Raw genomic sequence first — 12,425 nt, 5'->3', positions numbered from 1 at the left:
CGTTCAACCGTCGTCATTCCAGGCCGCTGCCGTTCAGCGGCCTTTTTTCGTTGTGGTCTGAAAGCCGTCCGGTTCGTCTGTAACAACAATAAACATCAACACCCTCAAGCCATTGAGGTGTCAGCTGACCCAAGGAGCTCCACTGCACGTGCGTTACCCAGTCCGTTTTACTCCGCTATTCATTGCAATAGCCGCAACGATTGCACCCGTCGCCCACGCCGATGAATCCCCCGCGCAAGGTTTCGTCGCCGGTTCAAGCCTCGACCTCAACGCCCGCAACTACTACATGAATCGCAACCGCTTGCAGAAAGCGGACGACAACATCGAGTGGGGCCAGGGCTTTCTCGGCGTGTTTCAATCGGGCTACACCGAAGGCACGGTCGGCTTCGGTCTGGATGCCCACGCCATGCTCGGGCTGAAGCTCGACGGTGGTGGCGGCACGGACGGCTCGAGCATCCTGCCGATCAGCGATGGCAACGGCAAAGCGCCGGGGTCGTTTTCCACCGCGGGCGCGACGTTGAAGATGCGTGCGTTCGATACCGAGTTGAAGGCCGGCGATCTGTTCCTCACCAACCCGGTGATCGCCGGCGGCGACACGCGCATGCTGCCGCAGACTTTTCGTGGCGTCAGCCTGAGCAACCATAGCTTCGATGGCTGGCTGATCGAAGGTGGCCAGGCCAGCTTCACCAAGCCCTACAACCAGAGCGGTCATACGCGTATCGGCACTTCATACGGCACCCTTGCGGACGGCGCCGAGAGCCAGCACTTGAACTGGGCCGGCGTGGCCTGGAGCGGCGTCGAAGGTTTGACCAGCAGCCTGTACGCGTCCGAATTGAAAGACATCTGGCACCAGTACTACTACGACCTCGACTACACCTGGCAACTGAACGACCTGATCAGCCTCAACCCAGGCGCGCACTTCTACCACACGCAGGACACCGGCGATGCGCTGCTCGGCGAGATCGACAACAACACCTACAGCCTGCATTTCACCGTCGACATCGGCCACCACAGCGTCACCGCCGCCTACCAGCGGGTCAATGGCAGCACGCCGTTCGACTACATCAGCCAGGGCGACAGCGTTTATCTGGACAACTCCCAGCAATACTCGGATTTCAACGGGCCGAACGAGCGCTCGTGGAAGCTCAAATATGCCTATGACTTCGCTGGCGTCGGCGTGCCCGGGCTGACCTCGGCGCTGTCCTATTCGCGCGGTACGCTGGACCTTAGCAAGGCTGATCCAGACAGTCAGGGCTATGCCAACTGGTACAGCGCCGATGGCCGCAACGCCAAACACTGGGAACGCGACGTCGATTTGCAGTACGTCGTGCAAAGCGGCCAGGCAAAGGACCTGACGGTGCGCCTGCAATGGGCGACCAACCGTGGCGGCAACGGTTATGGCGCGATTGATTCAGATACCGATGAATACCGCGTGATCATCGACTACCCGATCAACGTCTTCTAAGATCGGCGCTGCGCCACGCTATCAGACAGAGCGATGTACCTGTGGGAGCAAGCCCGCTCCCACAAGGTTGTCCGGCGTCAGCACCTACTAAGCTTATGAAACCACTCCAACCGAAACCCCATCATGATCGCCAACCGCACCCCGTCGATCACAGGCCAGACCGGTCGCCCCGAACTGTTGTTGATCGGCGGCAGCCTGCTGACCGTGATTGCGATGGTGTGCATCGTCACCTTCTTGCTGATCCGCGAGCACGCCAGTGCACAGGAAGCTGCCACCCGTCGCGCCACCACCATTGCGCAACTGATTGACGCCGATGTGCTGCGTACCGTCGAACTGTACGACCTGACGCTGCAAGGCCTGATCGCCGCCGCCCAGCGTGATGATCTGCAAAACGTCTCGCCACAGATCCGCCATCTGGCGTTGTTCGATCGCTCCACCACCGCACGCTTCAAAGGCGACATCCTGTTGCTCGACAAGCACGGCGAGGTGATCGCCGACTCCTCGCGCATCGAACCGAAACCGGGCAATTTCGCTGACCGGGATTATTTTCTCGCCCATGCGTTCAACCGCGACATGGGCATGTTTATCAGCCGACCGTTCAAGACCCGTTGCGACTGCGACGAGGCTGACCAGTGGCGGATCAGCTTCAGCCGGCGCATTGCTTCGCAGACCGGCGAGTTCCTTGGCGTAGCCGTCGCTTCGTTGAAACTCGATTATTTCGACGACCTGTTCAAAAGCCTCGACATCGGCACCGACAGTACGCTCAACATCATCAACAGCGACGGCGTTCTGCTCGCACAGAAGCCGTACCTGCAGAGCGACTCGGTAGGCAAGAGCTTCGGCAATCGGCCCAACGTTATACGGATTCTCAACGACCGCGATGGCAGCGGCAGTTTCACCAGTACGTCCAGCATGGATGAACAACGCCGGCTCTACACCTACTCACGGGTCGGCAATCTGCCGTTAACGGTGATGGTCGCGCTGTCCAGCGCTGAAGTGTTCGGCACGTGGCGGCGCACGGCCCTGCTGATCAGCGGCGCCACCGGCGTGCTGTGCATGGGCCTGCTGTGGCTGACCTGGCTGTTGGCCCGCGAGTTGCGCCGGCGCCAGCGCGCCGAGCGCGAACTGGCGCAGCTGGCGGCCACCGACGACCTGACCGGCGTAGCCAATCGGCGCATGCTCGATCAGACGTTGCGTCACGAGTGGTTCCGCGCCCAGCGTTCGGGCCAGCCGCTGTCGGTGATGATGATCGATGCCGACCATTTCAAGGCCTTCAACGACCGGCATGGCCATCAGGCTGGCGATCAGGCGTTGAAGACGCTGGCCCGGGTCATCAGCGAAAACGTCCGGCGCCCGGCGGATCTGGTGGCGCGTTACGGCGGCGAGGAGTTTTCGGTGATTCTCGCCGAAACCGACAGTGCCGGCGCGCAACAGATTGCCGAGCAGATTCGTCAGGCCGTGGAGAACTTGCCGTGGGTCGATGGGGCTGAGCGGGCGATGACGGTGAGTATCGGCATCGCGACGTGGACATCGGCCAGCGAAATGACCTTGGAGCAGTTGCTGTTTGCGGCAGACAAGGCGCTGTATCAGGCTAAGGAAGGCGGGCGGAATCGGGTCGTGGTGTCGGTTTGAGAGATGCGGTGACCTCACCGGCCCTATCGCGAGCAGGCTCACTCCTACACTTGGAATGCGTTCCCTGTAGGAGTGAGCCTGCTCGCGATAGCGTCATCCCAATCAACACAAAAACCACAGGTATAAAAAAAGGCCATCCGAGGATGGCCTTCAAAAAACTAGAGAGGTTTTTTACTTACACGGCCGCAACCGGGCGCATGTAAGAGATCGGTGCGGTGCTGGCGTCTTCGAACGTCACCACTTCCCAGGCATCTGTCTGCTCAATCAATTTGCGCAGCAGCTGGTTGTTCAGTGCATGACCGGACTTGAAGCCTTTGAACTCACCAATCAGGCTGTTGCCCAGCAGGTACAGGTCGCCAATCGCATCGAGGATCTTGTGTTTGACGAATTCGTCTTCATAACGAAGACCGTCTTCGTTCAACACGCCATCCGCGTCGACCACGATCGCGTTTTCAACGCTGCCGCCGAGTGCGAGGTTGTGCTTGCGCAGGTACTCGATATCACTCATGAAACCAAAGGTACGGGCGCGGCTGACTTCTTTTACGAACGAAGTGCTGGAAAAATCCACGCTTGCACTCTGGGTGCGGTCCCGGAATACCGGGTGATCGAAATCGATCTCGAAACTCACCTTGAAGCCTTCGAAAGGGACGAAAGTGGCGCGCTTGTCGCCGTCTTCCACTGTCACTTCACGCAGGATGCGGATGAATTTCTTGGCGGCGTCCTGTTCTTCCAGGCCTGCCGATTGAATCAGGAATACGAAGGGTCCAGCGCTGCCATCCATGATCGGGACTTCGGACGCGGAGAGCTCGACGTAGGCGTTATCGATGCCCAGGCCAGCCATGGCCGAGAGCAAGTGCTCTACCGTGTCCACTTTGACGTCGCCGTTGACCAGCGTCGTCGACATAGTGGTTTCACCGACGTTTTCCGCGCGGGCAGGAATCTGCACCACAGGGTCGAGGTCAGCGCGACAAAACACAATGCCAGTGTCGACAGGCGCAGGCTTGAGGGTCAGGTAGACCTTCTCACCGGAATGCAGGCCTACACCTGTGGCACGGATAATATTTTTCAGTGTGCGTTGTTTAATCATGGCTTGGGCCGCTTCAGCGCAAATTGCGAACTGGTATCAACAAAGGCTGGCGATGATAGCAGACCATGCCTTTGCTGAACACCAATCACCTTCATAGCCCTGATACATTCCATCAATCAGCCTGACGACGCAGGAAAGCCGGGATGTCCAGGTAGTCCAGGTCATCTTGCGGATTCATCTTCGCGGCAGCCGCAGCACCGGCCTGAGCCTGGTTGCGCATGACGGTCGGACGGTCCAGATCACGGTAGTTCACCGCTGGCGCTTCCTGACGGGCCGGAGCCGGTTGTTGCACCTGAGCCGAAGCCATGGAGGTGTGAACGGTGTTGTCGATGACCTTCACAGGCTTCTCGATTTTCGCGCCCAGACCGGTGGCAACCACAGTGACGTGCAGCTCGTCGCGCATGTCCGGATCGATCACGGTGCCGACCTTGACCATGGCGTGCTCGGAAGCGAAGGCTTCGATGATCGAACCGACGTCGGAGTACTCACCCAGGGACAGGTCAGGACCGGCGGTGATGTTGACCAGGATGCCGCGTGCGCCTTGCAGGTTCACGTCTTCCAGCAACGGGTTGCGGATTGCCGCTTCAGTGGCTTCACGCGCACGGTTCGGACCGCTGGCGCAGCCAGTGCCCATCATTGCCATGCCCATTTCGCTCATCACGGTACGTACGTCGGCGAAGTCGACGTTGATCATGCCCGGACGCTTGATGATGTCGGAGATACCGCGAACGGCACCGGCCAGGACATCGTCAGCCTTGGCGAAAGCCGACAGCAGGCTGGCGTCTTTGCCAAGGATGGTCAGCAGCTTCTCGTTCGGGATGGTGATCAGCGAGTCAACGCTTTCCGAGAGCATGCGGATGCCTTCGTCGGCGATCTGCATACGCTTGCGGCCTTCGAACGGGAACGGACGGGTCACGACCGCAACGGTCAGGATGCCCATTTCCTTGGCCACTTCGGCGATGATTGGCGCCGCACCGGTACCGGTACCACCGCCCATGCCGGTGGTGATGAACACCATGTTGGTGCCCTGCAGCACTTCGGCAATACGCTCGCGGTCTTCCAGAGCGGCTTGACGGCCGACCTCAGGATTGGCGCCGGCACCCAGGCCTTTGGTCACGCCAGTGCCCAGTTGCAGGATGGTCCGCGCGCCGATGTTTTTCAGCGCTTGAGCATCGGTGTTGGCGCAGATGAATTCAACGCCTTCGATGTTGCTCTTGACCATGTGATTGACAGCGTTGCCGCCGCCACCGCCAACACCGATAACTTTGATTACCGGGCTTGCGGGGATGTTGTCTACGAGTTCAAACATTTTCCCTCTCCTTACATTCTCTAGTTTTTTCGCCTACTGCATTTTTGTCGCGGTGCATCTACTGCTACTGCTTGCCGCTCGAAGCTTGACGCTTCGAACTGCGCTTAAAAGTTGCCCTGAACCCACTTCTTCAAGCGGTCCAGCAACGGCGCCTGTGGCTCGTCGTTGCTGTAGCTGTCGCGGCTGCCGATGCCGGAGAACGAAACCCCGTCGGACTGCTTCTGCAGGCCGTACATCAGCAAGCCCACGCCAGTGGAATAAATCGGGTTGCGCACCACGTCATCCAGACCTTTCACGCCATGCGGCACACCGAGGCGCACCGGCATGTGGAAGATTTCTTCGGCCAGTTCAGTGGCGCCTTCCATCTTCGACGTACCACCGGTGAGCACGATGCCGGCCGGGATCAAGTCTTCGTAGCCGCTGCGACGCAGCTCGGCCTGGATCAGCGTGAACAGTTCGTCGTAACGCGGCTCGACCACTTCGGCCAGGGCCTGACGCGACAGCTCGCGCGGTGGACGGTCGCCGACGCTTGGCACCTTGATGGTTTCACCGGCACCGGCCAGTTTGGCCAGGGCGCAGGCGTAACGGATCTTGATCTCTTCGGCGTACTGGGTCGGGGTGCGCAACGCCATGGCGATGTCGTTGGTCACCTGATCACCGGCAATCGGGATCACTGCCGTATGGCGGATCGCACCTTCGGTGAAGATGGCGATGTCGGTGGTGCCGCCGCCGATGTCGACCAGGCACACGCCCAGCTCTTTTTCGTCGTCGGTCAGTACCGAGTAGGCCGAGGCCAGTTGCTCAAGAATGATGTCGTCGATTTCCAGGCCGCAGCGACGCACGCATTTTTCAATGTTCTGGGCGGCGTTGACGGCGCAGGTGACCACGTGAACCTTGGCTTCCAGACGCACGCCGGACATGCCCAGTGGCTCGCGCACGCCTTCCTGGTTATCGATCACGTAATCCTGCGGCAGGGTGTGCAGCACGCGCTGGTCGGCCGGGATCGCCACGGCCTGGGCGGCGTCGAGCACACGCTCAAGGTCAGCCGAGCTGACTTCGCGATCACGAATCGCGACGATGCCGTGGGAGTTCAGGCTGCGGATGTGATTGCCGGCCACGCCGACAAATGCCGAGTGAATGCGGCAGCCCGCCATCAGTTGGGCTTCTTCGATCGCGCGCTGAATCGATTGCACGGTGGACTCGATGTTCACCACCACGCCCTTCTTCAGGCCGCGGGACGGGTGCGTACCGATACCGACGATTTCCAGCGTGCCGTCGTCCGCGACCTCGCCTACCAGCGCCACCACCTTGGAGGTGCCGATATCCAGACCGACGATCATTTTGCCGCTTTGCACGTTTGCCATGGGTCCTGCCTCTTCTTAATTCTTTGCGACAGCGGGTTGGGCTGTCGTCGGCGCTACGGGTTCCCGCCAGCCAACAGCGAGGCCGTTGGCATAGCGCAGATCGATCCGCGCAATGTTCGTAATCTGCTCTTTCAGCGTCTTGTCATAGATGGCGATGAAGCGGCGCATCTTTTCCACCAGGTTGCCGCGTCCCAGCAGCAACTCGATGCCGGGGCCGGAACTGCCGGCACCGGTGGTCAAAAACCAGCTGCCGCGTTCACGCAATTCCAGGCGTGCAATCGAAAAGCCCAGCGGGCGCAGCATCTGGCTCAGCACCTGATACTGCTGCATCACTTGCTGCTGGGCCCGTTGTGGGCCGAACAGCTGTGGCAGGTGTTCGTAGTTCGCCAGTTCCTTGGGCGTGAACGCCTGGCCCTGGTTGTTCAGCAACGACTCGTCACCCCAACGCGCCACCGGCAGTTGCTCTTCGAGGCGAATCACCACCTGATCCGGCCACACCCGGCGCACTTCGGCGTGGGCAATCCAGGGCATCTGCTCAAGCTCGGTGCGCATGCCGGCAAGGTCGATGGTGAAGAAGCTCGACGCCACAAACGGTGCGATCCGCTGCTGCACCGCCTGCTGGCTGATGTAGCTGAGGTCGCCCTGCACCGCGATCTTGCTGATCGGCCGGTCGGCGTAGGGCAGCAGACGCTGTGCGCCTTCGTAAGTACCGAAGCCCAGCGCCACCAGCAGCACCGGCCAGAACAGACTTTTCAGAAAGCTGAAATTGGCTTTCGGCAGGCGCGCGGACATCGGCTCTTTCGCCACCATTCGGCTGGCACCCCGCGGCACCGGCTTGCGGCCGGGTGCGGGTGGCTGATGTCTGAGATGCGCGCCTTGCATGCCCTTAACCTCTCGACTCTTCAACGCTGGCCGCCAGAATGGCCAGGACCAGTTGCTGGAAATCCAGACCGGCGGCACGGGCCGCCATCGGCACCAGACTGTGGTCGGTCATGCCCGGTGCGGTGTTCACTTCGAGGAACCAGAACTGCCCGTCGGCGTCCTGCATCACGTCCGCCCGGCCCCAACCGGCGATACCCAGCGCCTCACAGGCCTTGGCCGTGAGTTCCATGAGTTCTTGTTCCTTGGCGGCATCCAGCCCGCACGGAATGCGGTACTGGGTATCGTTGGCGATGTACTTGGCGTCGTAGTCGTAGAATGTGTGCGGTGTACCCAGGGCAATAGGAGGCAACACCTGGTCACGCAGGGTGGCGATGGTGAACTCCGGACCTTGAATCCATTGCTCGACCAACACTTGCGAATCGTAGGTACTGGCCGCTTTCCATGCGTCGATCAACTCGGACGCAGAACTCACTTTGGCCATCCCGATACTTGAACCTTCATGGGCCGGTTTGACGATCAAAGGGAAGCCCAGTTCCGTCGCTGCCGAAATACAATCGGCTTCGCTGCACAGCACGGCGTGACGCGGCGTCGGGATCCCGAGGCTGTGCCAGACCTGCTTGGTGCGCAGTTTGTCCATCGCCAGGGCGGACGCCAGAATGCCGCTGCCGGTGTACGGAATGCCCGCGCACTCGAGCAGGCCCTGCATGCTGCCGTCTTCACCGCCACGACCGTGGAGAATGATGAATGCGCGGTCGATCTTTTCGCTGAGCAGACGCTGCAGGAAGTCCGCGCCAACGTCGATGCCGAACGCGTCCACGCCAGCGCTTTGCAGCGCCTCGAGCACGGCGTTACCGGATTTCAACGAAACCTCACGCTCGGCACTCAAGCCGCCGAAGAGCACGGCGACGCGGCCGAAGTCTTTCGGCGCGAGGGTGGAGAACAGTTTGGCGTAGGCAGCAGTCATTTCAACTTCCCCTCGACCGGCGCCGCCACGGCGCCGGCGAACAATTCACTTTTCAACAGCTTCGGCGCGAGACCGCCTATATCACCGGCGCCCTGGCACAACAGAATGTCGCCGGCGCGCAGCAGTGGCTTGACCAGCGGCGCCAGATCGACGCCACGCTCGATGTAGATCGGGTCGAGCTGACCGCGCTGGCGAATGCTGTTGCACAACTTGCGGCTGTCGGCGCCGGGGATCGGCTCTTCGCCGGCCGGATAGACTTCCATCAGCAGCAGCACGTTGGCGTCGGCCAGCACATTGACGAAATCGTCGTACAGATCGCGGGTGCGGCTGTAGCGGTGCGGCTGGTAGACCATCACCAGACGCCGCTCCGGCCAGCCACCGCGCACGGCTTTGATCACGGCTGCGACTTCGGTCGGGTGATGGCCATAGTCGTCAACGAGCATCACGTGGCCGCCGTCCACCGGCAGTTCGCCGTAGACCTGGAAGCGTCGACCGACACCCTGGAAACCCGACAGGCCCTGGACGATGGCTTCATCGCTGACGCCTTCGTCGGTGGCGATGCAGATGGTGGCCAGCGAGTTGAGCACGTTGTGGTTGCCGGGCATGTTCACCGACACTTCCAGCGGCTCGCGATCTGGACGCAACACGGTGAAGAAGGTCTGCATGCCTTGCTGGCGCACATTGATCGCACGCACGTCAGCGTCTTCACTGAAGCCGTAGGTCACGGTCGGACGTTTCACCAGTGGCAGGATTTCACGCACCACTGGATCGTCCAGGCACATCACCGCCAAACCGTAGAACGGCAGGTTGTGCAGGAACTCGACGAAGGTTTTCTTCAGTTTGTTGAAGTCACCGTCGTAGGTCGCCATGTGGTCGGCGTCGATGTTGGTGACCACGGCCACCAGCGGTTGCAGGTGCAGGAAGCTCGCATCGCTTTCGTCAGCTTCAGCGATCAGGTAGCGACTGGTGCCAAGCTGGGCATTGGTGCCCGCGGCATTCAGACGGCCACCGATAACGAACGTCGGGTCGAGGCCACCGGCGGCGAACACCGAAGCGATCAGGCTGGTGGTGGTGGTTTTGCCGTGGGTACCGGCGACGGCAATGCCGTGGCGGTAGCGCATCAGCTCGGCGAGCATTTCGGCACGCGGCACCACCGGAATACGGCGCTCGAGCGCAGTCGCCACTTCCGGGTTGGAGGTGTTTACAGCGCTCGACACCACCAGTACATCAGCGGCAGCAGCGTTCTCGGCCCGGTGGCCGATGAAAATCTGCGCACCGAAGGATTCCAGGCGCTCGGTGACCGGCGACGCTTTGAGGTCGGAACCGGAGACTTGATAGCCCAGGTTCAACAACACTTCGGCGATACCGCACATGCCCACGCCGCCGATGCCGACGAAGTGGATGCGACGGATGCGGCGCATTTCCGGTTGTGGCATGGCTTTCTGATTCTCAACCATGGGCCACCTCCAGACAGGTATCGACCACGCTACGGGTGGCATCGGGTTTGGCCAGTCGGCGGGCCGCTTGGGCCATTGCTTCGAGTCGTTGCGGTTGCATCAAGACCTCTGTCAGGCGCGCGGCAAGGTCCGCGGCACCAGTCGTTCTTTGCGGCATCAGGAAGGCAGCGCCTTCGCGGGCCAAATAATCGGCGTTGCGGGTCTGGTGATCGTCGATCGCGTGGGGCAAAGGCACCAGCATCGAGGGCAGACCGGCGGCCGCCAGCTCACTGATGGTCAGCGCGCCAGCGCGGCACACCACCAGGTCAGCCCAGCCATAGGCCTGGGCCATGTCTTTGATGAATGGCTGCACTTGCGCGTCCACGCCCGCGGCGCGGTAACGCTCGGCAGTCACTTCATCGTGATTTTTGCCGGCCTGATGAAACACGTCCGGGCGCAGGTCGGCAGCGACTTGGGCCAGGGCTTCAGGCAGCAATTTGTTCAACGGCTCTGCGCCCAGGCTTCCGCCCAGGATCAGCAAACGCGCTTTGCGCCCGGCCAGCGCCGGTCGCGGTGTATCGAGGAACAGCTCGCTGCGCACCGGATTACCGGTGGTACGGCGGCTGTCCGACAGAGTAAAGGTGTCGGGGAACGCTTCACACACCCGGGCGGCGAACGGCACCAGCAACCGATTGGCGGTGCCGGCAACGGCGTTCTGCTCGTGAACGATCACCGGCACACCGGCCAGTTTCGCGGCCAGACCGCCGGGGCCGGTCACATAACCACCAAAGCCCACCACGCATACCGGCTTCAAGCGGCGCATGATTGCCCGCGCCTGCCACACCGATTTGAGCAGCATCAATGGCGCCTTGAGCAGCGACAGCTTGCCCTTGCCGCGCAGACCGCTGGCGTTGATGCGGTGCAGTTCAAGACCCGCGGCTGGGACCAATTCGTTCTCGATCCCGCGTGGTGTGCCGAGCCAGTGCACGGTATAGCCGCGCGCCTGAAACTCGCGGGCACAGGCCAGCGCCGGGAACACGTGGCCGCCGGTACCGCCGGCCATGATCAATACGTTAGCGCCCATGAGTCGGCTCCTCGGCGAAGTCGCTTTCATGGAATTCCATCTCTTCGCTGCCCAGATGGGTTCGACTCTCCCACTCGATGCGCAGCAACAAGCCCAGACAGGCGCAGCAGATCACCAAGGAGCTGCCGCCATAGCTGAGGAACGGCAAGGTCAGGCCTTTGGTTGGCAGCAGGCCGACGTTCACGCCAATGTTGATCAGGAACTGACCAATCCACAGGAACGACAGACCGTAAGCCACGTAAGCGGCGAAAAACTGCTTGGCCTTCTCCGCCCACAGGCCGATGTACATGCCGCGAATACACACGAACACGAACAGCGCGACGGTGCACAGCGAACCCACGGCGCCAAGCTCCTCGGCCAATACCGAGAACACGAAGTCGGTGTGTGCTTCCGGCAGGTAGAACTGTTTCTGCACGCTGTTGCCCAGGCCAACGCCCAGCCACTCGCCGCGACCGAACGCGATCAAAGCCTGGGACAGCTGATAGCCGGCGCCGAACTGGTCGGCCCACGGGTCGGCAAAGTTGGTCAGACGCGCCATTCGGTAGGGCTGCATCTGAATCAACAGCACGACTGCGCCAACCGCCAGGACCACCATCAGCGAGAAACGGAACAGTCCGACCCCGCCAAGAAACAGCATCGCCGCCGCCGCGCCCATCATCACCACAGTGGCACCGAAGTCCGGTTCCATGAGCAACAGACCGGCCATCGGCAGCAGCACGATGAACGGCTTGAAGAAGCCCATCCAGCTCTCGCGCACTTCTTTCTGGCGGCGCACCAGATAACCGGCGAGGTAGATCACCACAAACACCTTGGCGATTTCCGAGGGCTGCACGTTGAAGAAGCTGAAGCCGATCCAGCGCATCGAACCGTTCACTTCGCGGCCGATGCCCGGGATGATCACCATCACCAGCAGACCGAAGGCGCCGAGCAGCATCAACCAGCCGAGGCGTTGCCACGTGGCGATCGGGATCATCATGGTGACGATGCACGCGCCCAGCCCCAGCACCACATAAATAAGGTGGCGAATCATGTAATACAGCGGACTGCCCGACTGCGCCGCCGCCACTTCGGTGGAGGCCGAAGCAATCATGATCAGGCCCAGACCGAGCAGCGCCAGACAACCGGCCAGCATCGGGAAGTCGAGGTCGATGCCACGCCCGGTGATCAGCGGCGACGGGTACGGCTTGATGATGTTTCTCAGG

General features: G+C 61.3%; 10 protein-coding genes. 2 read left to right on the top strand and 8 right to left on the bottom strand.

The features are described from left to right. The first annotated feature begins 148 nt into the window (after positions 1–148). Both HU765_RS09075 and HU765_RS09070 read left to right on the top strand, forming a co-directional pair. Positions 149–1,465 (top strand): OprD family outer membrane porin, encoded by a 1,317-nt coding sequence (locus tag HU765_RS09075; protein ID WP_186619817.1) that lies wholly within the window; start codon positions 149–151, stop codon positions 1,463–1,465. A 123-nt stretch (positions 1,466–1,588) separates the two neighbouring features. Then, positions 1,589–3,097: a sensor domain-containing diguanylate cyclase gene (locus HU765_RS09070; RefSeq protein ID WP_186619816.1), complete on the top strand. Its 1,509-nt coding sequence runs from the start codon at positions 1,589–1,591 to the stop codon at positions 3,095–3,097. Positions 3,098–3,272: 175 nt separating this feature from the next. Here the strand turns inward: HU765_RS09070 and lpxC are convergent, their stop codons facing one another. The 8 genes from lpxC to ftsW form a co-directional block, all read right to left on the bottom strand. Continuing rightward, positions 3,273–4,184, bottom strand: coding sequence for a UDP-3-O-acyl-N-acetylglucosamine deacetylase (gene lpxC, locus HU765_RS09065; protein WP_007939852.1), 912 nt, complete (start codon positions 4,182–4,184; stop codon positions 3,273–3,275). Positions 4,185–4,296: 112 nt separating this feature from the next. After that, on the bottom strand, positions 4,297–5,493 hold the full coding sequence (gene ftsZ / locus HU765_RS09060) for a cell division protein FtsZ (RefSeq protein WP_016986475.1): 1,197 nt from the start codon (positions 5,491–5,493) through the stop codon (positions 4,297–4,299). Between the two features lie 104 nt (positions 5,494–5,597). Then, entirely contained in the window at positions 5,598–6,857 is a 1,260-nt protein-coding gene (ftsA, locus tag HU765_RS09055; RefSeq protein WP_186549015.1) for a cell division protein FtsA, read from the bottom strand. A gap of 15 nt (positions 6,858–6,872) precedes the next feature. Continuing rightward, positions 6,873–7,739 (bottom strand): cell division protein FtsQ/DivIB, encoded by an 867-nt coding sequence (locus HU765_RS09050; RefSeq protein ID WP_039761388.1) that lies wholly within the window; start codon positions 7,737–7,739, stop codon positions 6,873–6,875. Between the two features lie 4 nt (positions 7,740–7,743). After that, positions 7,744–8,703, bottom strand: coding sequence for a D-alanine--D-alanine ligase (locus tag HU765_RS09045; RefSeq protein ID WP_186549013.1), 960 nt, complete (start codon positions 8,701–8,703; stop codon positions 7,744–7,746). Further along, on the bottom strand, positions 8,700–10,160 hold the full coding sequence (gene murC, locus HU765_RS09040; protein ID WP_186619815.1) for a UDP-N-acetylmuramate--L-alanine ligase: 1,461 nt from the start codon (positions 10,158–10,160) through the stop codon (positions 8,700–8,702). The genes HU765_RS09045 and murC overlap by 4 nt, the downstream gene beginning before the upstream one ends. Then, positions 10,153–11,223: an undecaprenyldiphospho-muramoylpentapeptide beta-N-acetylglucosaminyltransferase gene (murG, locus tag HU765_RS09035; protein ID WP_186619814.1), complete on the bottom strand. Its 1,071-nt coding sequence runs from the start codon at positions 11,221–11,223 to the stop codon at positions 10,153–10,155. Before murG ends, murC begins: the two co-directional genes overlap by 8 nt. Continuing rightward, positions 11,213–12,424, bottom strand: a complete 1,212-nt coding sequence (gene ftsW / locus HU765_RS09030) for a putative lipid II flippase FtsW (protein WP_186549160.1) — start codon at positions 12,422–12,424, stop codon at positions 11,213–11,215. Before ftsW ends, murG begins: the two co-directional genes overlap by 11 nt. Between the last annotated feature and the right edge of the window lies 1 nt (position 12,425).

The organism is Pseudomonas sp. SWRI81 (assembly GCF_014268545.1).
Taxonomy (GTDB): domain Bacteria; phylum Pseudomonadota; class Gammaproteobacteria; order Pseudomonadales; family Pseudomonadaceae; genus Aquipseudomonas; species Aquipseudomonas hamedanensis.
This window is presented reverse-complemented; position numbering and strand designations above follow the sequence as displayed.